The organism is Rhodococcus sp. 06-1474-1B (genome assembly GCF_002258885.1).
GTDB classification, from domain to species: domain Bacteria; phylum Actinomycetota; class Actinomycetes; order Mycobacteriales; family Mycobacteriaceae; genus Rhodococcoides; species Rhodococcoides fascians.
In genome coordinates this window covers 41,959-68,027 of the sequence record NZ_NOYR01000008.1, presented here as the reverse complement: position 1 = coordinate 68,027, position 26,069 = coordinate 41,959, and the positions used below count along the sequence as shown (strand labels likewise).

24 protein-coding genes and 1 pseudogene are annotated in these 26,069 nt (G+C 64.3%); 10 read left to right on the top strand and 15 right to left on the bottom strand.

Annotated features, from left to right (window positions below; genetic code table 11):
- The first annotated feature begins 56 nt into the window (after positions 1 to 56).
- Positions 57 to 674: a TetR/AcrR family transcriptional regulator gene (locus CH266_RS01835; RefSeq protein WP_176456978.1), complete on the top strand. Its 618-nt coding sequence runs from the start codon at positions 57 to 59 to the stop codon at positions 672 to 674.
- Between the two features lie 75 nt (positions 675 to 749).
- Here CH266_RS01835 and CH266_RS01830 read toward each other — a convergent pair whose 3' ends face one another.
- The 6 genes from CH266_RS01830 to CH266_RS01805 form a co-directional block, all read right to left on the bottom strand.
- Positions 750 to 2,114: an acetamidase/formamidase family protein gene (locus CH266_RS01830; RefSeq protein WP_094714534.1), complete on the bottom strand. Its 1,365-nt coding sequence runs from the start codon at positions 2,112 to 2,114 to the stop codon at positions 750 to 752.
- A gap of 89 nt (positions 2,115 to 2,203) precedes the next feature.
- Positions 2,204 to 2,644, bottom strand: coding sequence for a hypothetical protein (locus tag CH266_RS01825; RefSeq protein ID WP_094735460.1), 441 nt, complete (start codon positions 2,642 to 2,644; stop codon positions 2,204 to 2,206).
- A gap of 209 nt (positions 2,645 to 2,853) precedes the next feature.
- Positions 2,854 to 4,542, bottom strand: coding sequence for an ABC transporter family substrate-binding protein (locus CH266_RS01820; protein WP_141214465.1), 1,689 nt, complete (start codon positions 4,540 to 4,542; stop codon positions 2,854 to 2,856).
- Positions 4,543 to 4,579: 37 nt separating this feature from the next.
- Complete coding sequence (locus tag CH266_RS01815; protein ID WP_094714531.1) at positions 4,580 to 6,481, bottom strand: dipeptide ABC transporter ATP-binding protein; 1,902 nt, start codon at positions 6,479 to 6,481, stop codon at positions 4,580 to 4,582.
- Entirely contained in the window at positions 6,474 to 7,394 is a 921-nt protein-coding gene (locus CH266_RS01810) for an ABC transporter permease (protein WP_027497844.1), read from the bottom strand. Before CH266_RS01810 ends, CH266_RS01815 begins: the two co-directional genes overlap by 8 nt.
- 32 nt (positions 7,395 to 7,426) lie before the next feature.
- Entirely contained in the window at positions 7,427 to 8,407 is a 981-nt protein-coding gene (locus CH266_RS01805) for an ABC transporter permease (protein WP_032407015.1), read from the bottom strand.
- A gap of 319 nt (positions 8,408 to 8,726) precedes the next feature.
- Between CH266_RS01805 and CH266_RS01800 the strand changes: the two genes are divergently transcribed.
- On the top strand, positions 8,727 to 9,683 hold the full coding sequence (locus tag CH266_RS01800; protein ID WP_255175808.1) for a hypothetical protein: 957 nt from the start codon (positions 8,727 to 8,729) through the stop codon (positions 9,681 to 9,683).
- A complete protein-coding gene (locus CH266_RS01795; protein WP_032369036.1) occupies positions 9,680 to 10,303 on the top strand; it encodes a hypothetical protein in 624 nt (207 codons plus the stop codon). Before CH266_RS01800 ends, CH266_RS01795 begins: the two co-directional genes overlap by 4 nt.
- On the opposite strand, the gene CH266_RS01790 is transcribed toward CH266_RS01795, so the two are convergent.
- Together CH266_RS01790 and CH266_RS01785 are read right to left on the bottom strand one after the other, a co-directional pair.
- On the bottom strand, positions 10,266 to 11,534 hold the full coding sequence (locus CH266_RS01790) for a DUF4185 domain-containing protein (RefSeq protein WP_176456977.1): 1,269 nt from the start codon (positions 11,532 to 11,534) through the stop codon (positions 10,266 to 10,268). The two genes, CH266_RS01795 and CH266_RS01790, sit on opposite strands and share 38 nt — an antisense overlap.
- 142 nt (positions 11,535 to 11,676) lie before the next feature.
- On the bottom strand, positions 11,677 to 12,090 hold the full coding sequence (locus tag CH266_RS01785) for a DUF6992 family protein (RefSeq protein WP_205024809.1): 414 nt from the start codon (positions 12,088 to 12,090) through the stop codon (positions 11,677 to 11,679).
- A 106-nt stretch (positions 12,091 to 12,196) separates the two neighbouring features.
- Here CH266_RS01785 and CH266_RS01780 point away from each other — a divergent pair, with 106 nt between their 5' ends.
- Positions 12,197 to 12,529, top strand: coding sequence for a hypothetical protein (locus CH266_RS01780; protein ID WP_094714643.1), 333 nt, complete (start codon positions 12,197 to 12,199; stop codon positions 12,527 to 12,529).
- Between the two features lie 24 nt (positions 12,530 to 12,553).
- On the opposite strand, the gene CH266_RS01775 is transcribed toward CH266_RS01780, so the two are convergent.
- Positions 12,554 to 13,120: a peptide deformylase gene (locus CH266_RS01775; protein WP_094714529.1), complete on the bottom strand. Its 567-nt coding sequence runs from the start codon at positions 13,118 to 13,120 to the stop codon at positions 12,554 to 12,556.
- A gap of 3 nt (positions 13,121 to 13,123) precedes the next feature.
- Between CH266_RS01775 and CH266_RS25710 the strand changes: the two are divergent.
- The 3 genes and pseudogenes from CH266_RS25710 to CH266_RS25700 form a co-directional block, all read left to right on the top strand.
- Positions 13,124 to 13,312 (top strand): annotated as a pseudogene (locus CH266_RS25710) (DUF2256 domain-containing protein); the annotation flags it as partial.
- A gap of 15 nt (positions 13,313 to 13,327) precedes the next feature.
- Positions 13,328 to 13,579, top strand: coding sequence for a DUF3253 domain-containing protein (locus CH266_RS25705; RefSeq protein WP_228139420.1), 252 nt, complete (start codon positions 13,328 to 13,330; stop codon positions 13,577 to 13,579).
- Between the two features lie 37 nt (positions 13,580 to 13,616).
- Complete coding sequence (locus CH266_RS25700) at positions 13,617 to 15,311, top strand: HNH endonuclease signature motif containing protein (RefSeq protein ID WP_255175807.1); 1,695 nt, start codon at positions 13,617 to 13,619, stop codon at positions 15,309 to 15,311.
- A gap of 5 nt (positions 15,312 to 15,316) precedes the next feature.
- On the opposite strand, the gene CH266_RS01755 is transcribed toward CH266_RS25700, so the two are convergent.
- Positions 15,317 to 16,813, bottom strand: a complete 1,497-nt coding sequence (locus tag CH266_RS01755; RefSeq protein WP_094714528.1) for an acyl-CoA synthetase — start codon at positions 16,811 to 16,813, stop codon at positions 15,317 to 15,319.
- 87 nt (positions 16,814 to 16,900) lie between these two features.
- On the opposite strand from CH266_RS01755, the gene CH266_RS01750 reads away from it, so the two are divergent.
- Positions 16,901 to 17,440, top strand: coding sequence for a DUF2231 domain-containing protein (locus tag CH266_RS01750; protein WP_094714527.1), 540 nt, complete (start codon positions 16,901 to 16,903; stop codon positions 17,438 to 17,440).
- A gap of 7 nt (positions 17,441 to 17,447) precedes the next feature.
- On the opposite strand, the gene CH266_RS01745 is transcribed toward CH266_RS01750, so the two are convergent.
- A complete protein-coding gene (locus CH266_RS01745) occupies positions 17,448 to 17,651 on the bottom strand; it encodes a calcium-binding protein (protein ID WP_094714642.1) in 204 nt (67 codons plus the stop codon).
- A gap of 396 nt (positions 17,652 to 18,047) precedes the next feature.
- Between CH266_RS01745 and CH266_RS01740 the strand changes: the two genes are divergently transcribed.
- Both CH266_RS01740 and CH266_RS01735 read left to right on the top strand, forming a co-directional pair.
- Complete coding sequence (locus tag CH266_RS01740) at positions 18,048 to 20,345, top strand: ATP-binding cassette domain-containing protein (RefSeq protein WP_094714526.1); 2,298 nt, start codon at positions 18,048 to 18,050, stop codon at positions 20,343 to 20,345.
- A gap of 76 nt (positions 20,346 to 20,421) precedes the next feature.
- Entirely contained in the window at positions 20,422 to 21,348 is a 927-nt protein-coding gene (locus CH266_RS01735) for an ABC transporter substrate-binding protein (RefSeq protein ID WP_094714641.1), read from the top strand.
- A 40-nt stretch (positions 21,349 to 21,388) separates the two neighbouring features.
- Here the strand turns inward: CH266_RS01735 and CH266_RS01730 are convergent, their stop codons facing one another.
- Genes CH266_RS01730 through CH266_RS01715 form a run of 4 tightly spaced genes read right to left on the bottom strand, consistent with a single transcriptional unit; the run spans position 21,389 to position 26,063 of the window.
- Positions 21,389 to 22,579: a CaiB/BaiF CoA transferase family protein gene (locus CH266_RS01730; RefSeq protein WP_094714525.1), complete on the bottom strand. Its 1,191-nt coding sequence runs from the start codon at positions 22,577 to 22,579 to the stop codon at positions 21,389 to 21,391.
- On the bottom strand, positions 22,576 to 24,042 hold the full coding sequence (locus CH266_RS01725; RefSeq protein WP_094652292.1) for a dihydroorotase: 1,467 nt from the start codon (positions 24,040 to 24,042) through the stop codon (positions 22,576 to 22,578). The genes CH266_RS01730 and CH266_RS01725 overlap by 4 nt, the downstream gene beginning before the upstream one ends.
- A 27-nt stretch (positions 24,043 to 24,069) precedes the next feature.
- On the bottom strand, positions 24,070 to 25,434 hold the full coding sequence (locus CH266_RS01720) for an FAD-dependent oxidoreductase (protein ID WP_094714524.1): 1,365 nt from the start codon (positions 25,432 to 25,434) through the stop codon (positions 24,070 to 24,072).
- Entirely contained in the window at positions 25,431 to 26,063 is a 633-nt protein-coding gene (locus tag CH266_RS01715) for a hypothetical protein (RefSeq protein ID WP_094714523.1), read from the bottom strand. The genes CH266_RS01720 and CH266_RS01715 overlap by 4 nt, the downstream gene beginning before the upstream one ends.
- Positions 26,064 to 26,069 lie beyond the last annotated feature (6 nt).

Below are 26,069 nucleotides of genomic sequence, written 5' to 3'. Positions count from 1 at the left end.
CATGTCAGATGAGATGTAGTCTGCGTCACAGTCACGGTCTCTGTCAAGATCTACCCATGCCCCCTACGACGCGTCGCTACAACGGCATGAGCGCCGACGACCGCGCGGCCGACCGCCGAGCGAGATTGCTCGACGCCGGCCTCGAGGTATTCGCGGCAGCCGGAGCGAAGGGTGCGACCATGACCGCGATCTGCGCACACGCCAAGTTGACCGAGCGCTACTTCTACCAAAACTTCAGCAGCAGAGACGACTTGCTCGAGCAGGTCGTGGAATCGGTGTCCGCCGAGATACGAACGGCAGCGCTGGATGCACTGCACTCCCCCGCCCGGACCGTCGACGAGAAGGTACACAATGCGGTGACCGCGTTCGTCGGCGTCCTGACCGAGGACCGTCGCAAGGGCCGGGTTGCGATGATCGAATCGCTCGCCGTCGACTCCCTCCGCGAATACCGACGAAAGTCCCTGCGCGGCTTCGCTCATCTGGTGGCCGAACAGTCGCGCGAACTCTACGGCGAGAAGGCCTGGCCGCAACCACAGTCCGAGATCAACGGTCTGCTCTTCATCGGTGGACTTGCCGAACTCGTGATCGCCTGGCTGAACGACGAAATCGACATCGCACCTGCAGACATCGTCGACGCCGCAACACGTCACTTCATCGCAACCGCGCACCGCTGAGGTGCGCTACGCGCAGTGGCGTGTTTATGTGCCCGCAGAGGCACTTACACGCACCACTGCGCCGCAGGCGCACTACTACCGGTCGAAGTGTGCCTTCGAGATCTGTCCGTGCACGCCGACGGTCTTGTCGACCACCTGCGAGACAGTGAAGTTCGCGGCAGCGGAGAGGTACGCATACGCCGTCGCTCGGTCCATGCCGAGGTCCGTCTCCAAGAAGTCCAGAGCGTTGACGACCGCGCGACGCATCGCCGCGTTCAGGTCCGAACTCTGGCCGCCGACTGCCCCGTCCGGATCTGACAGGCCGATCGGAATCCACGAGTCCTCGTTCTCGGCAAAGGGATACGAGTACGCGACAGACGGCGCGTCACCGCTGCCCGCCTTGCAGACCGTAAGGCGGAAGGTGCCGCGCAGAGACCCCTCCATCGCAGTGAGGGCCACCTCACCGTCACCCATCGCCATGTGCGGATCGCCGACGTAGAACAACGCGCCCTCCGCGAACACGGGAAGGTAGAACGTCGAGCCGACGCCGAGCAGACCGACGTCGATGTTGCCGCCGCCGAGCGTCGGGGGAATCGAGTTGGCATTCGGGGATGTCAGACCTGGGTCGCTGGCGAACGCCACGCCCATCATGCCCATGAACGGGCGCAGCGGAAAGCGCACGGCCGCATCGCCGTACCGCATCACGCCCTGTCCGTCCTCGACGGCCGTGAACGTGGATACATTGCCGTACCGCGTCGGGGCACCCGATTTCCTGCCGTCGCTTCCGATCGGCGGCATGACTTCATCAAGGCTGATGCCCGCCGGTGCCTCGCCGGACGCCGTAACTGCAAGCGCGCCCTTGCCGTGCCTGCTCGACACCACGCCGTACGGCACCCGCGGCACAGCCTCGAGTGTCTCGATCTTGAGAACGTCTCCGCGCTGAGCGCCCTCCACGAACACCGGACCGGTCACGACGTGCGGTCCGTCGACGTCGAAGTTGCGTACCGTCCGGTCGTATCCGCCGGCAATATCGATGGCGTCCTGGAGGACGTCGGACTCCGAAACGCCTTTGCCGCCGAAGAATTCGACGGGATCGCGGCCCTGGTCCTCGAGAATGCCCTCGTGGCTGAGCGCATCGATGGTGACAGTCTCGCCGGACTTCATCTGCAGTACCGACTCCGATTCGACGGTCGGGACGTAACCCCACAGAACCTTGTCGACCTCCGAGCTCAGGTAGTGGTCTCCCGAGATGTCGCCCGATCCTGGGTTGAGAATGGCACCCGCGGGCGCTACCGGAGCCGACGAACTTGTTGACGCCGTAGTGGTCGAGGACGTCGAACACGCTGCTGTAGTTGCCAAACCAGCCCCTGCGCTCATCGCTGCCACCGCCCGAATGAAGCCGCGTCGACCGATTCCTTTGCTGATCGTTTCCGCTGCGTGCTCTGCCATCGACTGCGCCATGCTGCCTCCTGAATTGTCCGAATCCCGAACGTAGATCAGGGGTGTTTCTCAGTAGTTACGAACGCGCGTCACGCGAATTGCTCAGCGACTCAACTGGGGTCGCTGCCGGCGATCGCCGACCACCAGATCGCGGTGATAGCTGCCAACAGACTCACTGCCAGAAATTGTGCAAAGCCCCCACCGTCGACGATCAACCACAGCAGCCCGATGAACGGGCCGGCCACTGCTGCGGGGGCGTCGAGCATGAGCCGACGACGCAGCGAACCGAATCTGGCGCTGCGCGTGCGGAGATCGGACTCGTTGAGGCGCGGGGCATCGAGAGGTGCTCCCGGCGGTAAGGTCGACCGACGCCGACCGGACGGCAACGCAACGATCCCCGGTTCGACGACGAAGGCGCGGCGTCCGAGAAACGACCTACCGACCTTCGCTTTGGCGTCGGGGACCAATCCGAGAAGACCGGTGTGGAAGTAGACGGGGTACCAGGCCCGCCCGCCGTTCTCGTGGACTTCCAGGTACCCACGCGAGCGCATGCGGTGTTGAAACCGAACACGACGCAAAGCGATTCGGTTCCCAGAGCGTGCTGCGGATCGTTCGGCCAACAAGGCCGAGCCCACCGACCAACCCGTCCAGATAAGCACGACGAGCGCAACCACCAGGCCGAGCGGGGTGACGACAGCGGTCGATGCCGCGACAACCAGCGTGATTGCCGCGACACCGACCGGATATCCGAGCCCGTTGTCTATTTCAGGAACCCGACCTTCGACATGTCGATGTCGCCGAATCCTGGAGCACCGAAGTTGGCGAGATTGGACTTCGTCGCGTACGTCGAAGGGCGCTGGAACATCGTCAGGCTGTGGCCCTCGGCCCAGATCGCCTTGTCCGCCTCGTTGTAGTCGGCGATACGTGCTTCGTCGTCGAGCTCGCCCGCAGCCTTGTCGAGTAGTCCGTTGATCTCCTCGGACCCGACCTGGCCGTAGTTCTGCAGCGTGCTGCCGGGCGTCAGGCGGAAGATGCCGTCAGCGCTGGACGTGTACGGCGTTCCCTCCCAGGTGAAGTGGGTGACGTCGAAAGCACCGACCAAGATGTACTTCTCGAAGAAGTCGTCCGACGGCACCGCATCGATGATGAGGTTGGCACCGACAGCCTTGAGGTTCTGCTGGATGATCTGCGCTTCCTGCGTCGCATTCGGGGTATCGGCCGGAATGACGTCGTGCAGATCGAGCTGTTGGCCGTCCTTGGACCGGAAGTCTCCGTTCATCGTCCAACCTGCGGCATCGAGCTCGGACTTCGCCTTCTCGGGATCGAACGTGATGTCTCCGTTGTTGGCCTGGTAACCCTTCTGGCCATCGACGTAAATGTGACTGTTCAGCACCGTCGGGTTGGAGGTGATCTGGCCCAGCTGGGAGGTAGCCAGGTAATCGCGGTCGATCGACTTCATCAGAGCCAGCCGTACCGCCTTGTCCGACGTGATGCGTCCGGGCGCGCCGTTGAAATCGAAGTGGCGGTACTGCGGACCCAGGCTCTGCCGCAAGTCGATGTTCGGGATACCCCGGGCGACCTTGAATGCGTCAGCGCTGCTGCCCAGTTCGTAGTAATCGATCTCGCCACTCTGCAACGCGCCGACGGAGGCTGTCGAATCGAGCGGCAGGAACGTGATGGTGTCGAGCACTGCGGGATTTTCGCCCCACCAATCGGGATTGCGCTCCGCAACAATGCGCTTGCCACCGGGCTCGATGGTCCGGATACGGAACGGTCCTGCGGTGGCCGGCATCGCGCTGACCGAGCCGGTGTTGAATGCCTCCACCGTGTTGACCGATTCCGCTGGCATCAGCGGCACGAACAGCGAGCGCCAGTCTGCGAATTTTTCTGCAAACGTCAGGACTACCTGCTGATCGTTCTCGCCGCGCACGACGGATTCGACCTTGTCGTAACCGGCCGTGCTCGACGCCTCGTAGGCCGGGTCCTTACCGCTGTTCGACGTCCACGTCGCCACGAGGTCGGTGTAGTCCAGTGGTCGGCCGGTGCTCCACTTGGCCTTGGGATTGATGTTGTACGTGATGACCTGCTTGCCGTCGACCTCCGACTCGGCGATGTCGGTGAAGAAGTCCGTGTCCACCGTCAGACTCGCGTCGGCTGCGGCGGTGAACGACCTCGGCATCAGCGCGGCGTAGAACCGCGAGGTATCGACCGTGGTGCCGTCGATTTGGTAGTAGTTGTAGTTGGCTGTCACCTGCGTGAGCGGGAAGTTCATGTTTCCGCCCTGCTGCAGATCGCTGATCGGATGCGGATTGATCTGCGCTCCGCTCTCGAAGGACGCGGGCGCATCGGGGTTGGGCCCGGTATCGCCGGAGCTGCACCCCGCCACCAGTCCCACAGTGGTCACGGCCACCGCGATCGGGACCAGTGCCCGAAATAGCTTGGCTCTCATCAATTCACCTTTCTCAGTGTGCACGTAACCTGCAGGGTCAGATGGCGTCGGCCAGTGCTGCGGCCTCGGTGATTCGGGCTCGTTGGAGCACGGGATCGGGGATGGGGATGGCTTTGAGTAGCGCCCGTGTGTACGGGTCCTTCGGTGCGTCGAAGATCTGCTCCGTCGGACCCTTCTCGACGAACACTCCGTTGCGCATCACCGCTACTTCGTCGGCGAGGTGACGCACCACCGAAAGATCGTGCGAGACGAACAGATACGCCAGACCGAGCTCCTCCTGCAGATCCTGCAGCAGGTTGAGCACACCCGCCTGGATCGACACGTCGAGAGCAGACACGGGCTCGTCGAGCACCAGGATCGACGGCTTCAGCGCCAAAGCCCGTGCAATGCCGACTCGTTGGCGCTGCCCGCCGGAGAACTGGGTGGGATACCGATCCGCGAGCTCGGGACGCATTCCGACGGTGTCCATCAGTTCTCGAACTCGGCGGGTTCGCTCGTCGACCGGGACGCCGTTGATCTTCAGCGGCTCGGCGATGATCTCCCCCACCGGCATGCGCGGGTCGAGCGAGCCCATCGGATCCTGGAACACGATTTGGATGTGGGCGCGCAACTTTCGTTGCTCGGCGCGGCTCAGGCTGTAGGGCTCGACGCCGTTGATCTTGATCGAACCCTGCTGCGGCTTCGCGAATTCCATGATCTCGAGGAGAGTCGTGGACTTTCCGCACCCGGACTCACCGACGATCGCCAGTGTGGACCCCGCATGCACATCGAAGCTGATGCCCTGCACCGCAGGCACTTCCCCAGCCCGACGCCGCAGCACGGAACCCTTGAACATCGGGTAGCTCTTGTGCAGGTCGGTCACCGACAGCACCGGAGCGTCCTTGGACACCGTCAACACGAGCTCCGCGGGGGCCTCCGACCGTGGGGCACCCTCGAACTCGGCCTCCACCGACTCGGCCGTCGCCGCGTCGACGCGGATGCACGCCGCCCTGTGATTCGGTGCCACCTGAACCAACGGCGGTTCGCCTTCGTCGCAGGCCTCCGTGTGCAACGGACACCGGGGCCCGAACGGGCAGCCCGTCGGGAGATTCACCAGGGCGGGCGGCGTGCCCTCGATAGGCACCAGCCGCTCCTGCGCGGGACGATCCGGGCGAGGCACAGATCCGAGCAAGCCGACGGTGTAGGGCATCGACGGGTGTGCGTACAACTCGTCGGCCGGAGCTGTCTCGACAGCGCGCCCGGCGTACATGACCATGGCCCGGTCGGCAACGCCGGCAACGACTCCCAGGTCGTGGGTGATGAACACGACGCCTGCGCCGGTGACGTCGCGGGCCGTGCGCAGCAGATCCAGGATCTGGGCTTGGATCGTCACGTCGAGGGCCGTGGTCGGCTCGTCGGCGATGATGAGATCGGGATCGTTCGCGATGGCCATAGCGATGACGACGCGTTGGCGCATCCCTCCGGAGAACTCGTGCGGGTAGGACTTCGCCCGTGTTCTCGGATCGCCGATGCCGACCAGATCGAGCAGTTCCAGGGTGCGGTCGTGGACCTTCGCCTTGCTCAGCGACGGGTTGTGCACAGAGATCGCTTCGGCAATCTGGTCGCCGATGCGGTAGATGGGCGTCAACGCCGTCAGCGGATCCTGCGAGATCATGGCCACCGAACGCCCACGCTCACGGGACATTTCACGATCCGACAAACCGAGCAACTGTCGCCCGTTCAGCTCGATGGATCCGGTGACACGTGCGGACTCCGGGAGCAAACCCATGACCGCGAGGGACGACACCGACTTGCCCGAGCCGGACTCGCCGACGATGGCCATGACCTCGCCCTTGTCGACCTGGTAGTCCAAGCCTCGCACTGCGGTGACGCGCCCCTCCTCGCTGGGAAAGCTGACCTCGAGTCCGCTGACCTTCAACACCGGCACTGTCTCAGCCACGTGCCTGTCCCCTCGTCGAATTCGGATCGAATGCGTCGCGCAGGCCGTCGCCGACGAAGTTCGTCGCCAGCACGATCAAAACCAGTGCGCCACAGCAGAACGCGAACAGCCACGGATATGTCAACGCGGACGACGTACCGTCTGCGATCAACGTGCCGAGCGAGACGTCGGGTCGCTGGACACCGAAGCCGAAGTAGCTCAGCGATGCCTCCCCGATGATGGCGATACCCACATTGAGCGTGACGTCGACGATGAGGATGGAGGCCATCGACGGCAGCACGTGCTTACCGATCACGCTGCTCGGTGTTGCGCCCATGTACTTTGCGGCGCGGATGAATTCGCGTTCACGTAGAGACCGCGTCATCGCGCGAATGATGCGTGAGGTGATCATCCACGCGAAGGCCGCGAGCAGCAGCACCAGGATGAAGAAGCTCTTGTCGCGGAACAACGGAGAGCAGATAGCGATCACCAGGAAGCTGGGTACGACGAGCAATACATCGGCGACCCACATCAGCGCGCGGTCGGTCCAACCGCCGAAGTACCCCGCCACCGCGCCGACGACGCCGGCAAGCACCGTGGAAATGAGCGCGACGAGCATGCCGATGATCAGCGACTTCTGCAGACCGCGCAGCGTCTGAGCCAGAACATCCTGGCCGATCTGATTGGTGCCGAACCAGTGTCGTGTGGTCGGCGGCGAGTTGAGCGCGTACGCGTCGAGTTCCTCGTAGGTGAACGGGATGAAATGCGGGAGCACGAACGCGCCGACGAACATCGCGAGAAGGACCACGATGCCCACCAGCGCCGGCCGGTTACGCAGGAACCGGCGCAGCACCAACCGCCGACGGGTGATCGGGGCAGACGAGTCGATCGGGCCCTCGACCGCAGCGATCTCGGGAACCACAGGTGTCGCCATCGCCGGTCCTTTCCTCTACTCGAAGTGGTGGGTCAGTCCGCGTAGCGAACGCGCGGATCCAAAGCAGCAGTGAAGATATCGGTCAACATTCCGGAAACCAGGACCGACAGCGCAGTGAAGAGCGAGACCGCGAGCGTGATGTTGATGTCCTGACTGGTGATGCCGTAGATCAGCCAGTCACCCATGCCGTACCAGCCGAACACGCGCTCGGTGAACGTCGCGCCGGTGATCACCGCACCCATACCGAATGCGAACAGCGTGGCCATAGGGATCAACGCAGTACGGAAGCCGTGCTTGAAGATTGCGCGACCGCGCGTGAGCCCCTTGCCGCGGGCAGTACGGATGTAGTCCATGTTCAGCTCGTCGAGCATCGAACTGCGCATGTACCGGCTGTAACCGCCGATGGTGAACAACATCAGCACGACGGTCGGCAACAACAAATGTTGTGCGCGGTCGAGTATTTCGTTCATCAGACCGGGGGCGAGCGTCGTGGACGTCTCACCGGTGTACTGGAAGAACTGACTGCCGGTGCTCTGATTGACCTGCACAGCAAGGTACTTGAGCACCGGGGCCAAAACCAGGATCGGGGTGCTGATGAGAATGAACGTCACGACCGTCGCGACGTGATCGAAAATCTTGTACTGCCGGACGGCGCCGTACGCACCGACGAGTGTTCCCAGTACCGCGCCGAGGACGGTGCCGAGCACGACCAACCGCAGCGAGACCAGGATGCGTCGCCACAGTTCGTCGTTGACCGAGCCCGCAGCAATGGTCTGACCGAAGTCACCGTGAAGAACGGCCCACAGCCATTTCAGATACCGCAATACCGGATTGTCGTCGAGGTGCAGTGCCGCACGCTTGGCGTCGAGTACAGCATCCGACGGCGGCGGGTTGCGGCTGAGCAGATTCGACAGTGGATCGAACGTGAGCGAGGCCAGCAAGTACGTGAGAAACGTCGCGATGATCAGCAGGACGACGTAATTCAGCAACCTGCGTGCAAGATAACCGCCCACGCGCAACCACCTTCCATCAAGCACCACGGCCGTGCCCGACGGCACTGCTCTCGGCATTGTTCACACCGCTTGTTTCCTGCGTGTTTCGTTAGCGGTGGAAACGGACAATCCTCAAGATAGCACCAAGAATTCGTTTTTCGACGACGGTTGCGAAACTCTTACCGACACTTCGGACAATGCGGAATCATCGGTCGCAGAACGAGTCTGACGACCTGGCTGTCGTAGGGTCGCCTAATTCATCGGCTCACCGAACGCATTCGCGACAATGCGGACAGGAGACGAATAGGCGGTGCTCGCACGCGTCGGTAGATTCAGTGCCATGCCGACAGACTCCACACCCGACGGATTCGCTCTCGAACGCTTCGACATGACCGATTCCGGGGCCATTGCCACGATCTTCGCCGCCAAGGACTACCGAAACGGACTCTACGTTCTGCATTTCGCAGACAACGCGGCCTTCGTGGGCTACTCCGAATCACTCGCGGCCCGAGTGAATGCCGACCGCGGGATATGGCCCGACATCGAGGCCCTCGAGGTTGCACCCGGTGCCGCAGATCATCTGAAGCAGCTCACCGATCTCGTGTCCCAGCTCCACCCACTGCGACAACGCCCGTCGGAGCCCACCGTGATCGGCGAAGCTCCGGGAATGAAGGCGGCACTGCCCAAAGAACGAGCCAAGCGCACGACGCTCCTCGACGCGGCCGTGGGACGCAGTCGTCGCCAGTTCTGGGAACTGTCCGACCACATCGCGTACCCCGCCATCCGCAGCATCGTGGCCGACTACATCAACTCGTCGATCCCCGACCCAGCCAACACCGCGAAATACCTGTGGCAGACAGCCGCTCTGTCCGACGTACAGGACGACACCGGTCCGCGACGATTGCTGACGCTGACGTGCGGCGGCTTCGAGACCCTGCGAGTCGACGAAATCGTGCACGACGACGACACGATCGAGCTCGACCTGCGCATCAACACCAACGTTCCGCGCGACCGGACAGACGAGCAACTCAAGGTCTCCAACGAAACCGTCAGCGCCGGACGGGGACCGTACCGAGACGAACGGGTGTGGTCGTGGTCGATCGACCTCGGCGCGTTGCTGGAAGAAGACGTGGATGTCGATCTCGGTATCGACGACGACACGTTCGACGATCTCGCCTACGGCCTCAACGCGCGGCTCATGCGGTCCGGAAACTCAACGGGCGCAGCGGCACACAACAACGATCTCGCGGCCGACCTACTCGCCGAGGCATACCGGCAGCTGTTCGAGGCCGAGTGACCGACCGCCTCTGGTACGTCGCATACGGCTCGAACCTGTTGCGAGAGAGGTTCTCCGTCTACCTGACGGGCTCCGAGGACGGCTCGGAGTTCGGGGCACATCCACCGGCACCCTCGACGGCAGCGGTCGAGGCGGAACGCTGGTTGTGGATCGATCACGCCCTCTACTTCGCAGGCGTGTCCCGACGGTGGACCGGGGCGTCGGCCTTCGTGTCGCTGAACACCGATCCCGCGTATCCGTCGCTGGTACACGGATACCTGATCGACAGTGTGCAGTTGGCGCACGTCGCCTCGGTGGAGAACGTGGTCGATTCCGTCGATATCTCGGCTGTGGAATCACTGAGCATCGGCGAGTGGGCCACACTCGACATCGACCGCCGAGGTGAAGCCTACCGAGGGAAATACGATGCGCTGCTACGGCTTCCGGAAATCGACGGACTGCCCGCGTTCACACTGACGAGTTCGATCGTGCGAGAGCACGGCGAACCGTCGAGCAAGTATCTCTCGACGATCCGGCGTGGACTGCTGTCCGCAGGAGTCGACATGGACGCCGACGCCTACCTCGACGCTGCCGCCGGACGCGTCACTTCAACGCGTCGAGGTTCGTCTTCAGAAGCATGACGTTGTAATCGGACCACCGAGAAGCCGTGAAGTACAGGTCTTTTCCGCTCGACATCGGGTGAATGAACGGCGCGTAGATGCCGCCTGCCGTCTGGTTGGCGTCGAGAATCGTCCTCGGTTCGCTCCACGGCCCCTCCGGGTTTTCCGCCGTGCGCGCCACCAGCGTCCGGTTGTTCTCGTTGCCGTACATCATGACGTACCGGCCGAGGTAGTCGTTCCACGCCACCGACATCTCGCTGACCGGGCCCTTCACTACGGCGACGGTATCGCCGACGTTCTTGGACCATTGCTTGGCCGGATCGGCATCTTGCGTCGAATACTCGTACGCGTCGAGATTCTCGATCTGATCGGGCGCGACTCGGGAGACGAACGCGTCGCCGAATCGTCCGTTGGGAGTACCGAACTGGTACAGGTATTGACCGTCTTGTCCCAGAACATAAGCGCTCTGCTGGAACTTGCCCTGACTTTCGTGGACGTTGGTGAAGCCCGGGATCGTGACACCCTTGTTGACGCGGATCGTCTTGGGATCCGTCGTCCAATTCTGGCCGTTGTCGATCGATTTGGCCGTCGCCGAGTAGTTCGTGATCCAGCGACCGGGTGTGCCCCAGCTCTGCACCGACATGTAGTTGATGTACTGGGTGTTGCCGATCGCGATAGCCGCCGTGGGGATGGTCGTGTCCTCGACGCTCGGTAGCTTCGCGCTCGAGATGATCTCGGCGGCGTAACGCGGATTGTTCGCTCTGACAACCGCACCCGAGGTGGTGTTCGCGGGGTCGGCCGGACCGATCGTGATGCCCTGCGACAGGTTCGTCGACGCCTTGTCCGAGCGGAAGAGTGCATTGCTGCGCCACTGGGCATTGCCGGAGGAGCAATCACCGAACGTGTCACCGAACGCCATCAAGATCTGGCCCGCACCGTTGTCCCAGGTGATACCGAGGTCGGTTCCGGACATCGCCAGGTTGTCGTAGGTGTCGTTCACGCTCTGCGGACCGGTGACCCAGGCGATGCTCTGGGTGTTCCCGGTGATGCGCGGCAGAGGACCCTGCGGTCCCTGCGGGTTCTTGCCCGACATTCCCGCGCTGCCCGACGAACCGAACAGCGGTGAGGAGCCCGGCCCACCCAGACCGCCGCACGGTTCTGCAGAGACGGTCGGCGCAGTCAATGCGCTCAGCCCGCTCACTGCCAATGCCAGGACAGCCCCGACAGCAATATGCCGACCACGTAAGCGCATGAACGAACCCACCGTTCCCCTTGTGAAGCACGATACGGATGTGACTGATGGGACGAGTGTTACGCAAATACACCTAGGCCGCAACAATTAGTTCGTGTCGATGCTTGACAAATCGAACGCGATGAGAATGACACCGATGTGATTAGTGCGCGATCAGGCGGGCGTGCGCGGTGTCGAGCAAGAACAGCGCCGCTCCCTGCACGACGACCGCCGTTCCGTGACCGATCGCCTGGTCAGCGGTGATTCGACGGCCGAAGCTGGGCTTCCGGACGGCGATGTGCGCACCGGCCGCGACGTAGAGCACGTCGAGCCCGGCATTGATCCACAGCAGCTTGCTCAAACTCTTCGACGTCGGGACCGAGGAGTTGAGCGCGCCCGCCCCGGCGATCGCCACGTCGATCGCACCCCAACCCGCCGTCTGCTGGCCGAATGCACGACGGGCAGGCGACGAGCCGCGCACCGCCAACACCGTTCCGGCAAGCACACTCACACCGCCCCACACGGCGAGACGCCGACCGAGTAGTTGGGCTACGGCGGGAGCTTCCATACGAGTCATCGCTCCAGTGTGCCGGGCTCGAACCCGAAGGCGATCCGTAACGCGCGGTCCGTTGCTGCCGATCATCGAGCACCGGGTATTCGTGCTCGAAACGAACGGAGTCACCATGCTGAAGAAGATCCTCGCAGGCGCTGCACTGACGATCGGCGTGGCGGTGCTCGCCGCACCGACGGCATCCGCCGCACCCGACGACAACCCGTTCGGCCCCAAAGACTCCACTTCGAGCTTCGTCAACGCATTCGACCCCGCGGCCTACAGCAGCGCGAGCGAGAAGTCATTGATCGTCAGCCCATTCGGGACCACACGACAAATCGACTGTTCCTCGTTCCATGCCCGCACCTGGTGCACTCAGAACGGCCACGCGCTCACCGACATCCGCATTCCGGCCGGATCGTCGGAATGGGATTACCGAATGCTCTACGTCTACAACCCGTTCTGACAGTCGAATAAGGCACAGCCGCGATTACAGCCCGAGCGGATGCGCGTCGGCCCCGGGCAACCAACTGTGGCCCGGCCCGACCCACCCTCTCTCCTTGATCATCTTCTTCGCCGCACGTCGGTGGCGGCCGAGCAGGCGGTCGAGGTAGAGGAGCCCGGCCAGATGGTCGGACTCGTGCTGCAGACACCGCGCCAGATAGCCCGTGCCTTCCACCGTCACCGGGTTGTTCTCCACATCGACACCTGTCACACGAGCCCAGTGGGCACGCCCGGTCGGGAACAGCTCCCCCGGCACGGACAGACATCCCTCGGTGTCGTCCGGGTCGGGCATCGTCTCCGGAATTCCAGAGGTCTCGAGCACCGGGTTGATCACGTGTCCGCGGTGACGGACCCCGCCGTCCCGCAGGTCGTAGACGAAGACCGAACGTGGGTCGCCTATTTGGTTGGCCGCCAGGCCCGCACCGGGTGCAGCCGTATTGGTCTCGAACATCTCCTCGACCAGCGCTGCGAGCTCGTCGTCGAACACCGTCACGCGAGTTGCCGGAGTTGTCAGCCGGGGATCACCGGCAACCAGGATCGGTCGAATCGCCATGAGATGAGGATAGTTTCGCTCCGAGAGCGGCGAAGCCCTGGGCGACGAGGTTACTGTCGATCTGTGGCCCACTCCCGTCGTACCTCCACCGCGCACCCCGCAGACAAGGTCTGCGCGTCGTGCGGTCGGCGGATCGAGTGGCGCAAGAAATGGGAGAAGAACTGGGATGACGTCAAATACTGCAGCGACACCTGCCGGCGGCGCAAGGTGAGTGCAACAGACAAGGAACTCGAAGACAAAATCCGATCCTTGCTCGACGCCCGATCACGCGACGCCACGATCTGCCCCTCGGACGTCGCACGAGCCCTGTCCGACGACGCCTGGCGCGACTTGATGGAGCCCGTTCGCCGCGCGGCCCGACGTATGGTCGACGCCGGCGAAGTCGAGATCACCCAGAAGGGGTCGGTCATAGATCCCTCGACCGCAAAAGGACCGATCCGGATCCGCTGGAAGCGTTGACGGAAACCTGTCGGTGGGTGGGTATAGCTTTCGTGGGGTGAAGACATGGGGGGATGTGTTCGGGCTCGGGGACCAGGAATTGGTCTCCGAGCTCGCCGATGTGACCTCCCTCGAAAACGCTCTCGCGGCAACGAGATTGACGTTGCTCGCCGAAGTAGACCGCCGCGGCTTGGCAATGAAACTCGGGCACTCGTCCGTCACCCGCTGGTACGCGAAGTCGGTGCGCATCACCGACGGATCCGCCGCCCGCCAGAACGCGCTGGGGTACTGGCTGTTCGATCACCCCACGGTGCTCGACGCCCTCGCCGATGGCCGCATCCATGCCGCGCACGCCGCCGCCATCGCGGAGGGATACGACGTCGTGCTGGTGGCCGACCCGACGTTGGATCAGGACCGCCGCGACGGAATTGTCGCCGAATTGCTCGACACCGCGATGCGCAACACCGCCGGCCACGTGACCTCCCGCGCGCAGGCTTTGGCGCATGCGGCCGCGGACGACGCCCGAGCACGACACGCGGAAGCCGAGAAACAACGCCGAGAGAAAGAACAGCAGGAACAGGAGCGTCGCGCCGTCGACACCGCCACGTCCTCCGACCGACACGGCGACCCGACACCGGATCCGGATCCGCCTGCGCCCGAGCCTGTTCCGCCGACACCTGCACCGCGACCGGTGTCGGAAAACCCGGACCTTAACCGATTCGACCTGCACCCGCTGGCCAACGGCCGCTTCCAGGTCGGTGGCGACATCGACCTGTTGCTCGCCGAGAAGCTGCTCACCGCTCTATCGCCGTTGACGGCACCGCGACCAGGTCCCGGCGGGGAGCGCGACCCACGCAGCCCGTCGAAGCGCCGAGCCGATGCACTCGATCAGATCCTCGACCGACACCTCCGCGGCAGCACTCGTGGGTCGGCGGGCGGGTCGCGGGCGTCGGTGCACCTGATCGTTCCCCTGCGCGACTTGCTCGCCCACGGCGCAAACAAGCAAACAGGCAGCACCGCAACGGAATCGGGCGACACCGGTACGGGCGCGGGGAGCTCCTCGAGCGGCGGCGAGAGCAACGGCTCGCGTCCGCATGGAGTGGCTCGAGGGGATATCGCTGCTCACGGCGAAGCGGCATCCGGATGTGGTGGTGCCGGGCAGAAGTCTGCGTCCGACCCGGGCGACGCTGGTTCTCGCGGCGGTGGCAGTAACGCCGGGGAGAAGTCTGTGCCCGAGAGGGGAGTCGCTGCTGCTTGCGGCGAAGCTTCAGCCGATGGTGATGGTGCCGGGCAGAAGTCTGTCCCCGAGCCGGGCGACGCGGACTGGCCGTTCCACCTCGACTGGACCGGCCCCATCAGCCGCTTCCTCGCCGAACTCGTCACCTGCGACGCCGACCTGACCCCCGTCATTATCGACCACCACGGCGTACCACTCGCGCTCGGACGAACCACCAGACTCGCCAGCGACGACCAACGCATCGCCCTGACCATCCGCGACACCTGCTGCGTCATGTGCGGCCGCCCCGCACAGTGGTGCCAAGCCCACCACATAAGATTCTGGGAACACGGCGGCCGCACCGACCTGAACAACCTCGCGCTCGTCTGCGGAGAATGCCACCGCCTCGTCCACCACGGCGACTGGCAACTGCTCATGGGCGACGACGGACACCCCTACGCCATCCCACCCGAATCCGTCGACCCCAGGCAGCAACCCCTCCCGAGCTACCGTCGACGAAAACAACGAGCAGCCTGAACAACTCAGGCGCGCAACGCGCGCTTGAGCAACTTTCCGCTCTGGTTGCGGGGCAACTCGTCCAGGAAAGTGACGGTCTTCGGCACCTTGAACGGCGCGATCCTGCCCTTCACGTGGTCGATCAACTCCTGCGCCGACACCTCACTTCCGTCCTTGAGCACGACGACAGCAGTCACCGCCTCGATCCACTTGTCGTCCGGAGTCCCGATGACCGCCACCTCGGCAACGGCGGGGTGGGTGTAGATCGCGTCCTCGACCTCACGAGAAGCAACCAGAATTCCGCCCGTGTTGATGACGTCCTTGATCCGGTCGACGACCGTGATAAACCCCTCGGCGTCCCGAGTCACCAGATCACCCGAATGGAACCACCCACCCGAGAACGCTTCCGCCGTCGCCTCCGGCTTGTCCCAGTAACCGTCGCACAATTGAGGCGAGCGGTAGAGAATCTCACCGGGCTCACCGTCCGGCACATCGTTACCGTCCGCGTCGACGACGCGTGTCTCGACGAAGAACACCGCACGACCACACGACGCCGGTCTGGCCTCGTGCTCGGACGGCTGCAGAACCGTTGCCAGCGGACCGATTTCGGATTGCCCGAAGCAGTTGTAGAACTCGATGTCCGGGTATCGCTCACGCAGCCGGGTCAACACCGTGACGGGCATGATCGACGACCCGTACTGCGCCTTCTTCAACGACGACAGATCACGAGAATCGAGGTCGGGGTGATTGGCGAGCGGAACCCACACCGTCGGTGCCAGGAACAACGACTTGATCTTCTCGTCCTCGATTCGCCGCAGAATCTCCGCGACGTCGGGCTTGCGCATCAGTCGCAAGGTCGCCCCGACCGACAGATACGGCAGCATGAACACGTGCATCCCAGCCGAGTGGTACATCGGCATCACCAACAGCGGGTCGTCGTCTTCGGTGAACCCCAGAGCGATCACACACGAGACGTACTCGGCAACGAGCGCGCCGTGAGACATCATCGCGCCCTTCGGTTTCGACGTCGTGCCGGAGGTGTAGAGCAACTGCGCCAGGTCCGTGGAGTCCACGGCCGGCTCGAAGACCGAATCATCCCCGGCAGCGTCGAGCAGATCCGGAAGCGACACCACGAACTCGACGGCGGTGCCACTCCGAACGGAATCGAGAGTGTTCGACAACTCCGGGTCGACGAGCACAGCCCGTGCGCCCGACTGATCGAGCAGATACAGCAGCTCGTCGCCCACGAGTGCGTAGTTGATGGGCACGTGCACCAATCCTGCTCGCGCACAGGCAAGAAATGCCACCACGTACGCGTCGGAGTTGACGCCGTACGCCGCTACCCGGTCCCCCTTGTTCAAGCCCATAGCAACCAGCCGACGGGCGACCCGCGTCACGGCAGTGTCGAGCTCGCGGTAGCTATGGCTGCGGCCTTCGAATGTCACGGCCGTACGGTCGGGAAATTTCGCCGTCGACCTGCGCAGAACGCCGTCGACGGTGCTGACTCGGGTGCCGTTCGTCATGACAACGACGTTATAGGACGTCCAAGCTTCTCGCCTCGACTTCGACGTCGATGGTTCGCTCGCCGATCACGGGGCATTCGGTGTTCCATGACAATCAAACAAGCACTCGACAGCCTCGAGACAGCCTCGTTTCTCGACGGACCGAGCGACGCGATCCATGGCGTACTTGCACCTGCGGTAGCGGACAGTGCCGTCGGATCAGCGCTGCACGGCCGGTGGATCGGGCACCCCATCCACCCCGCGCTGGTGACGGTGACCATCGGCAGCTGGACCAGCGCAGTCGCGCTCGACCTCGTCAAGAACCAGTCCAGGGCGGCGAAAATTGTCGTCACGCTCGGTCTCGCGTCCGCGCCGCCGGCGATAGCGACCGGGTGGGCCGACTGGTCGACGATGAACACAGTCCAGCGGCGGGTCGGCATCATCCACGCGGCCTCGAACGCGACCGGCGTGTTCCTCTTTCTGGGCTCCTACCTCCGTCGGCGGAAGCAGACCGACGGAGTTGCCAAAGCTCTGGCTGCGGCCGGCCTCGCAGCCGCAGGACTCGGCGGACTGATCGGCGGGCACCTCGCCTACAGCACCCCCGGCAGCGAGGCCGAGTCCGAAGCTCGACACCGCCTGCCGAGCTGAAAACCCGTCAACAGTTGTTCGGTTCTCCGATCTTGACCGCCGACAGCACGGCTTCGCCCTCGCCGATGAGGACACCGGGAGCCGGATCCTGTTCGACGACAATCCAGTTCGAATCGTTGACCTGCATCCGGCCCTCCCCCGACGCGTCAGCGCTGCGGGAGTAGAAGACACCGGCCACCTGGATCGCGTTCTGCGCAGACTGCAGATTCATACACACAACCGGAGGCATGTAGGCCGGGGCTGCGGGTGCGGGCCTCGCGACCGTCGGGGTATCGGGAATGACGATCCTCGGCACAACGGTAGAGCGCGTGAGGCCTCCCCCTGGCACCGCCTCGACCTCCGTGCCGACGTCTGCGCTCGGCGTGCTGCACCCCGCCAGCATCGGCAACACGGCAATGCAGGCCGCGAACACATGCCTTCTCGTCGACATTGAGACCTTTCGTAACGACAAACCCCCACCACAGCAGCCGTCTTTGATGGATCGCTCCTTGCGTCGATCCGTTACCGGTGGCGTTTCCGTACACCGTACGGTAGGCTGCGGCGGCACTGCGCGAACCAACGTGGGTGTACGCCCTTCGGGGCGCGGCGAAAGGCAATCGACAACGCGATGACCGAGCCCCAGCTAGTAGTACAAAACCAGCCACCTACCGATGCACTGTCCACGATCGTCGTGCGTGGAGCCCGAGAGAACAACCTGCGCGACGTCGACCTCGATCTGCCGAAACGCTCGCTGGTCGTGTTCGCCGGCGTCTCCGGGTCGGGCAAATCGTCACTGGTGTTCGACACCATCGCCGCCGAAGCACAGCGGCAGATCAACTCCACGTTCACCGCGTTCGCGCAGACGTTCCTACCGTCCTACGGCCGACCGGATGCAGATCTGATCGCGAACCTGTCGGCCGTCGTCATCGTCGATCAGAAGCGACTGTTCGGTGGCCCGAGGTCGACGGTCGGCACCATCACCGACATCGGAGACTGGCTGCGCATGCTGTGGTCCCGCGCCGTCACGCCGAGCATCGGCTACGCCAACGCCTTCTCGTTCAACGACCCCGCCGGGATGTGTCTCGAATGCGAGGGGCTCGGCGAGGCGAAGGTCGTCGACCTCGGCGAACTGGTGGACGAGTCGAAGTCGTTGCGCGAGGGCCCGTTCAAGCATCCCGACTTCGAGGTCGGCAAATGGCCGTACCGGGTGTTCGCCGACTCGGGCCTGTTCGATCTCGACGTCCCGATAGAGCAGTACTCGGCGCGCGAGCGTCACCTCTTCTTCGACGCCAAGCCCGGTGAGGTCGAGGTGACCAATCCCGACGCCGTCATGAAGAGCTACGAGGGCATTGCGTCCAGGTTCCGGCGAAGCTACCTCGCCAAGGACGCAGATGCGCTCAAGGGCAGGGCGAAAGCCGCGTTCGAGCGCATCGTCACGCGCGGCGTCTGCGAGGCCTGCGGCGGTTCCCGCTACAACGACACCATCCGCGGTGCCACTCTCGAAGGACTGTCCCTGCCCGACGCGTTCGCCATGCAGGTTTCCGAACTCGCCGACCGTATCGAACAATGGGACATCAAGGGCCTACGCTCCGTCACCGCCGAAATCGTTACGCAGTTGACCAGGCTCGTCGATCTCGGCCTGGGGTACCTCAGCCTGGACCGTGCGACGTCCTCGCTCTCGGGTGGTGAATCCCAGCGCATCAAGATGGTCCGACACCTCGGAGCCACGCTGAACGACATGCTCTACGTCTTCGACGAACCGACGACCGGTTTGCATCCTCGCGACGTCCACCGTCTGAACGACATGCTGCTCGCGCTGCGCGACAAGGGCAACACCGTCCTCGTCGTCGAGCACGACCCCGAGGTGATGGCCATCGCCGACCGTATCGTCGAGATCGGACCGGGCGCCGGAAAGTCTGGTGGCACAGTGGTGTTCGAGGGAACCTTCGACGAGCTCCGCCGAGCCGACACCAGGACCGGCTCCGCGCTCCGGCGTGATGACGCCGAGATACGGACTCCCCGTACGCCTTCGGGCTGGCTGAGTATCTCCGGTGCCACCACCCACAACCTGCGCGACGTCAGCGTCGACATCCCGCTCGGAGTTCTGACCGCCGTCACCGGTGTCGCCGGTTCCGGAAAGTCGAGCCTCATCCACGGACACCTGCGCGAGGCCGCGCCCGACGCCGTTGTCATCGACCAGGCACCGATCCGGGGCTCACGCCGTTCGTCCCCTGCGACCTACACCGGTCTGCTCGATCCGATCCGCGCGTACTTCGCCAAGAAGACCGGGCAACCGCCGTCGCTGTTCTCCCCCAACTCGGACGGCGCGTGCCCCGATTGCCAGGGCAGCGGTGTCATCTTCACCGAACTCGGATTCACCGATCCCGTGACGAGTACCTGCGAGACGTGCCAGGGCAGGCGCTTTCGCTCCGGGGCAATCCGGCACACCGTCGACGGCGTCAGCATCGCCGACATCTTCGAGATGTCCGTCGGGGATGCGCAGGACTTCTTCGAGGTCAAGAAGATTCGAGACATTCTGCGCCGCTGCCGGGACGTCGGACTCGGCTACCTCTCGCTCGGTCAGAACTTGTCGTCCCTGTCCGGCGGCGAACGGCAGCGGCTCAAACTCGCCACCGAACTGATCGGATCGTCTTCGGTCCTGGTGCTCGACGAACCGACGACAGGTCTGCACCCGTCGGATGTGTCGAACTTGATCGCGTTGCTGTCCGGGATGGTCGACGAAGGCAGGTCGGTGATCGTCATCGAACACAACCTCGACGTCGTCGCCGCGGCGGATCACATCATCGATCTAGGTCCCGACGGCGGCCACAACGGCGGTCTGATCACGTTCACCGGGACGGTCGACGAGTTGGTGGCCTCGGCCACTCACACCGGTAGGTACTTGGCACGGAGCCTGGGGCGTTGACCGCGCCCCGATAGTGTTGGCGTTCGAAGAGACACCGGACAACACAGGAGTGGCAGTGCAGCGTCGATCGGCACGAATGATCTCAGCCGGGTTCGCGGTCGTCGCGCTCGTAGCGATGGGATGCAGCACCACGGAAACGGACGCGCCACCCGCCGCCGATCCGGCACCCGCGGCGAGTGGCGAGTTTCCGAGGACGATCACGTCCGGCTCGGACGGCGGCTCGGTCACCATCGACGCTGCTCCACAGAAGATCGTGTCGCTGAGCCCGACCGCGACGGAGACGCTGTACGCCGTCGGGGCGGGCGACCAGGTGGTGGCCGTGGACGATCAATCGGACTTCCCCGCCGATGCTCCGAAGACAGGGTTGTCGGCGTTCACCCCGAGCCTCGAAGCGATCGTGGCGTACGACCCCGATCTGGTGATCGCCTCCACCGACCTGGGCCTCGTGACGTCGACACTGGCCGAGGCAGGCGTTCCGACGCTGGTGCTGCCTGCCGCGACGAGCATCGACGATGCCTACTCGCAGATCGAGCGCGTCGCGGACGCCACCGGCCACGACGCCGACGGCGATGCCGTCGTATCCCGGACTCGTGACCGGATCGATGCAGCCGTCGCGAGCGTCCCGACCCGCGAGGCGCCGCTGACGTACTTCCACGAACTCGATGACACGTTGTACACGGTGACGAGTGCGAGCTTCGTCGGGCAGATCTACGGTCTGTTCGGACTCACCAGCATCGCCGACGGTTCCGACGCCGGCGACTACCCGCAGCTCGCCGCCGAGGCCGTGATCACGTCGAACCCGGATGTGGTGTTTCTTGCCGACGCCCAATGCTGTGGCGTCACAGCCGCTTCCGTCTCGTCACGACCGGGTTGGGGATCGATGACCGCCGTCCGCGACGGCCGGATCTTCCCGATGGACGAGGACCTGTCGAGTCGATGGGGCCCTCGTATCGCAGACCAGGCAGAGGCCGTCGCTTCGGTGATTCGACAGCTCCCCGCCTGACCCGCGGCGGCGTTCCGACACCCGCTACCGCGGGATCGATCTACACCACGCTGTCGCGTCGCATGGCCTCGATCTCGTCGGCCGTACAGCCGAGTTCGGACAGTACGTCGTCGGTGTCGGCCCCGTGCCGTCGACCGGTGTGCCGAATTCGGCCGGGGCTACCGCCCATCCGCCACATGACATTCTGCATACGGACCGGCCCCAGATCGTCGTCTTCCACGGTCGTCACCATCTCGATGGCATTGACCTGCGGATCCGACAGCAGTTCGCTGGGTTTGTACACGGGAGCGACTGCCGCACCTGCCTTCTCGAACTCGTCGATGACGACGTCCCGCGTCCGCTCGGCGATCCAGCCCCCGACGTAATCGTCCAACAGATCCGCATGCGCGGCGCGCTGCCGGCCGGTCGCGAACCAGGGTTCGTCGAGCACCTCGGGGTGACCCACCAGCACCAGGACGCGTTCGGCTATCGAATTGGCGCTCGTGGAGATCGCCAGCCAATGGCCGTCCGCCGTCTTGTACAGGTTGCGTGGTGCGTTGTTGCTGGACCTGTTTCCGGTGCGCTCCTGGTCGATACCCAACTGGTCGGCGTAGATGACGCCCGGGCCCACCGCGGCCATGATCGGGCTCAACAGGTCGAGGTCGATGACCTGCCCCTTGCCGCCGTTGTTGGTGCGATGCAGCAATGCCATGGACACCGCCGACGAGCCCGCTATTCCGGCGAGGGAATCGGCGAGTCCGAATGCGGGGAGCGTCGGCGGGCCGTCGGCTTCGCCGGTCAGGTGGGCGAAACCACTCATCGACTCGACGAGTGTTCCGAACGCGGGCCTGGTGGAATACGGTCCGGTCTGCCCGAAACCGGTGACACGCAACAGAATCAGGCCGGGGTTCGCCTCGGACAGGACGTCGTATCCCAGCCCCCAGCGCTCGAGTGTGCCCGGCCGGAAGTTTTCGACCACCACATCGGCATCTGCCGCGAGACGCCGAAAGATCTCCGCTCCGCGCTCGTTGCCGAGATTCAACGTCATCGTCCGCTTGTTGCGGCTGATCATCGTCCACCACAGCGGGTGTCCGTCCTTGTCCAGACCGTGTCCCCGCATCCCGTCGGGCTTCGTCGGGTGCTCGATCTTGATGACCTCGGCACCGAAATCACCCAGGATCTGCGCGACGAGCGGCCCGGCAAGGATCGTCGAGATATCGAGTACCTTGACGCCCTCGAGCGGCCCCGTCACAGGTACGGGCGGTGCAGGTAGCGACCGGCGGGCGCGCCGGAGACGGCACCGTCAGCGAGCACACGCTGTCCGCGGACGAACGTGTCGGTCACCTTCGCACCGAGTTCGAAGCCCTGGAACGGCGTGTATTCCTGAGCCGACTCGGAGTCCTCGGGGCTCACGGTCCAGGTGTGATCGGGGTCGACCAGCGCGAGGTCTGCATCCATCCCGACGGCGATGTCGCCCTTGCCCGGCAGGCCGTAGCGCAACGCCGGGTTGAGGGACGTGAGCTCGGCGATCCGGCGCCAGCTCAGCCCGCGCTTGCGGCCTTCGCTGACCAAACCGGGGAGCAGGTACTCGGCCCCGCCGAAGCCGGACTTGGCGGCGAAGATGTCGCCGCGGTCCTCGGCGAACTTCTTCTCGTCCTTGCAGCACGCATGATCGCTGACAACCCAGTCGATATCGCCGGCCAGCAGGTGCTCCCACAACGCTTCGACGTCGTCTCGAGGACGCAACGGCGGGTTGACCTTGCCGCCGAGTCCGTAGGCGGTGTCGATATCTGCCAACAGGTGCCCGATGGTCACCTCACGACGGAAGTTCACGTGCGGGAAGGCTTTCGCCATCCGCATTGCCGCCGTCAGCGCCTTGCGCGAGGACAGGTGCAGCAGGTTGATGTTCGGCAGCTGCGTCTCGTCGGCCAGGAACGACGCGATCGTGACGGCGAGGCCCTCGGAGTGCGGTGGCCGTGACGCGCTGTAGGCGGCCAGGCCTTGCAATGTACCTTCTTCTTCGACGATCTTGGTGTACGCACTCATGATTTCGGCGGTCTCGCAGTGCAGCGACAGCGAGATGTGATCGGCCTTGTCCGGGAACTGTTCGCGCGCAGCCTGAATTCCGCGCATCACGAACTCGAAGTGCGCCAGATCGTAACGCTCACCCTTGGGCGTCATCAGGAACTCGCTCTGGTCGGTCGAGCGCCCGTGCAGGCCGTGGCTGCCGTAGAACATGAAGATCTTGAACGAGGTGACGCCGTGCTCGGCGATAAGTGCCGGGATTTCGTCGATGTGGCCCTTGGACATCGGTGCCAGGTGGTAGGCGTAGTCCACGTACGGTCGGCCCTCGGTGGCCTCGAGCACGGTCGGGAAGACGTCGGCGTAGGAGCCGCCGGTGTTCATGTAGTACTGCCCGGTACGCATGTAGGACAGCGAGGTGGTGACGCCGCCCTGCACGCAGGCCCGCGACTCGATCTCGGCGTCCTCACCGAGCGAGTTGTAGATACCCCAGTGCTGATGCGCGTCGACCACTCCGGGGAACGCAACCTTGCCTGCGGCGTCGATGACCGTGTCGATTCCGGCGGCATCGATTCCCGCTTCGATGCGGGTGAACTTGCCGTCTTCGATGAGAAGGTCGAGGAACTCCCCCTCGTCGGGAGCGTCCGATCCCGGTCGCACGATGCGGGCATTGGTGATCAACAACGTTGACATGATTGTCCTTTCGAGATTTTTCACTAGCTAGGAAGTTGTGAGAGAACTGGCCGCGAGGTACGCGAGCCCGAGCGCGGGCAACAACCCGTTGCCCGCCAGATAACCGGCGGCCCCGTGGCCCGAAATGCCCATTGCCGCGCCGCCGGAGGCGAACAGGCCGTCGATTGCAGACCCGTCGGGCCGCAGTACTCGCGCGTTCTCGTCGACGACGAGGCCGCCCTGCGTGTGAAACAACGCGGGGACGATTTTGATGGCCGCGTACGGTTCGGTCAGGGTGTGCTCGAAAGAGCTGCGGCCGAACGGATCCGGCACGTCGCCCTGTGCATACCCTGCCACAGCCGCGAGTTCTTCTGCCACCGCCTCGGCCGGCAGGCCGGTCGCGTCGGCCAGAGTTGCAGCGTCATCGGCCCACACTGCCGCACCGGAGGCCACCGTCTGCTCGAAGTCCTTGAACGACAGGCACTTGTCGTAGACCTCCCTGTCGATGACGACCCAGCCCTCGGATCCGGGCCGAGCCGCGAGAGCGGCGGCATTTTCGGAGTAGCCGGTGGTTTCGTCACCGAATCGGCGGCCCGTTGCGTCGAGCACGATTCCGCCGTGCATCACAGTGGCCCAGCCGACGAGCGTCGTCGCCTTCTTCGACAGTGCCGCGTGCCCCTGATAGGCGTCGAGGTACGCCGCATCCGCTCCCAGCTTGCGCCCGATGGCGAGAGCATCTCCGGTGGAGTGCTCGCTGCCGTGGTACCGCGCCGACGATATTTCCGGAGCGTGCTGCTCCACGAGAGCCTCGTTCGCGCCGTATCCGTTGGTGGCCAACAGTACTGCGCGAGTAGGGATGACCTCGGTGTTGCCGTCGGGCAGCGTGACAGTCACCGCGTCCACGCCACCGTCGAGGTCGACCGACACATCGGTGAGGCGCGCCGGAACCAGCATGTCGATCCGAGGCTCGGCCGCCACAGCGCGGGCGAGGTGATCGAGCATCGCGCTACCGTGTCGGCCTTCGACTGTGTGACAACGTAATCGGGAGTGCCCCGGGTACGCGAAGTCGGTCACCAACGCCAGCGGAAGATCCAGATGATCTGCCAACCATTCAACCAAGGGAGCGCTGACGTCGGCAAGCGCCGTGGCCAACCGAGCGTCGGCTGTGCCCTTGGTCTTGCGCATCACGTCGTCGACGAACTGCTGCGGTGAGTCGTCGATTCCCGCGTCGCGTTGCCACCGCGAGCCCGCGCCCGGGATCATCGCGGTGGACATCGCCGTGTTGTTGCCGCGCCGGAAGTGTTCGCTCGCCTCGACCACCAAAACGTCGAGACCGAGCTGAGCAGCCCTGAGCGCCGCGACGAGTCCGCCGCCCGCACCTGCAACGACGAGATCGGGGCCCTCCGCGCTCATGCGAGGACCTTCAATTCGCTGCGAAGTCCCAGCAGTCGTAGCGCCGTTGCTGTGGGGTCCACTACCCACGGAGACACCGGAGGATCCGTCAGGTCGACTGCCGAACAGGCGTTGATTGCGACGTCGCAGCGCAACTCGCGCGCGTGCTCGGACACTGCTCGTCCCCACGCCCGAGTATCGGCGATGTCGTGAACACCCAGTCCCAGAACAACAGTGGCCTCGGCGACGAGACCGTAGAAGCCGAGCCTGCGGTCCAGTTCGGCGGCGATGGCCTCGTTTCGGGCCAGAGCGCCGATGCGGCTTCCTTGGGATGCGTGGAACGACGCGGTCAGTCGAGTCAATCCGTACAGGGGTACAGCAAACGAGTCCGCTTCCTCTGCGCACGGATCCAGCACGCAGTCGGGCAGGAAGCCGTCTGCTTCGGTGTCGCGTAGAGCATGCAAGGCCGCAGACAGGACATCCTCGGAACGTCTGATGTCCAATTCTGTGTCGAGCGCATCGGGCGCGTCGGGTCCGATGTTGCGGAGTTCGACGGTGACGCCGGACGGGGCCAACTGGTCGTACCGACGCTGCCGACGAGCCAGTTCGGCCGAGTCGACGTCGATCGGGGTGAAAGCCAAGAGGTGCATGTGCGT

Bases quoted from the DNA above. Each gene is read 5' to 3' on its own strand.
- CH266_RS01835 (WP_176456978.1), top strand. From the start codon at position 57: ATGCCCCCTACGACGCGTCGCTACAACGGCATGAGCGCCGACGACCGC.
- CH266_RS01830 (WP_094714534.1), bottom strand. From the start codon at position 2,114: ATGGCGCAGTCGATGGCAGAGCACGCAGCGGAAACGATCAGCAAAGGA.
- CH266_RS01825 (WP_094735460.1), bottom strand. From the start codon at position 2,644: ATGCGCTCGCGTGGGTACCTGGAAGTCCACGAGAACGGCGGGCGGGCC.
- CH266_RS01820 (WP_141214465.1), bottom strand. From the start codon at position 4,542: ATGAGAGCCAAGCTATTTCGGGCACTGGTCCCGATCGCGGTGGCCGTG.
- CH266_RS01810 (WP_027497844.1), bottom strand. From the start codon at position 7,394: ATGGCGACACCTGTGGTTCCCGAGATCGCTGCGGTCGAGGGCCCGATC.
- CH266_RS01800 (WP_255175808.1), top strand. From the start codon at position 8,727: ATGCCGACAGACTCCACACCCGACGGATTCGCTCTCGAACGCTTCGAC.
- CH266_RS01790 (WP_176456977.1), bottom strand. From the start codon at position 11,534: ATGCGCTTACGTGGTCGGCATATTGCTGTCGGGGCTGTCCTGGCATTG.
- CH266_RS01785 (WP_205024809.1), bottom strand. From the start codon at position 12,090: ATGACTCGTATGGAAGCTCCCGCCGTAGCCCAACTACTCGGTCGGCGT.
- CH266_RS01780 (WP_094714643.1), top strand. From the start codon at position 12,197: ATGCTGAAGAAGATCCTCGCAGGCGCTGCACTGACGATCGGCGTGGCG.
- CH266_RS01775 (WP_094714529.1), bottom strand. From the start codon at position 13,120: ATGGCGATTCGACCGATCCTGGTTGCCGGTGATCCCCGGCTGACAACT.
- CH266_RS01755 (WP_094714528.1), bottom strand. From the start codon at position 16,813: ATGACGAACGGCACCCGAGTCAGCACCGTCGACGGCGTTCTGCGCAGG.
- CH266_RS01750 (WP_094714527.1), top strand. From the start codon at position 16,901: ATGACAATCAAACAAGCACTCGACAGCCTCGAGACAGCCTCGTTTCTC.
- CH266_RS01745 (WP_094714642.1), bottom strand. From the start codon at position 17,651: ATGAATCTGCAGTCTGCGCAGAACGCGATCCAGGTGGCCGGTGTCTTC.
- CH266_RS01740 (WP_094714526.1), top strand. From the start codon at position 18,048: ATGACCGAGCCCCAGCTAGTAGTACAAAACCAGCCACCTACCGATGCA.
- CH266_RS01735 (WP_094714641.1), top strand. From the start codon at position 20,422: ATGATCTCAGCCGGGTTCGCGGTCGTCGCGCTCGTAGCGATGGGATGC.
- CH266_RS01725 (WP_094652292.1), bottom strand. From the start codon at position 24,042: ATGTCAACGTTGTTGATCACCAATGCCCGCATCGTGCGACCGGGATCG.
- CH266_RS01720 (WP_094714524.1), bottom strand. From the start codon at position 25,434: ATGAGCGCGGAGGGCCCCGATCTCGTCGTTGCAGGTGCGGGCGGCGGA.
- CH266_RS01715 (WP_094714523.1), bottom strand. From the start codon at position 26,063: ATGCACCTCTTGGCTTTCACCCCGATCGACGTCGACTCGGCCGAACTG.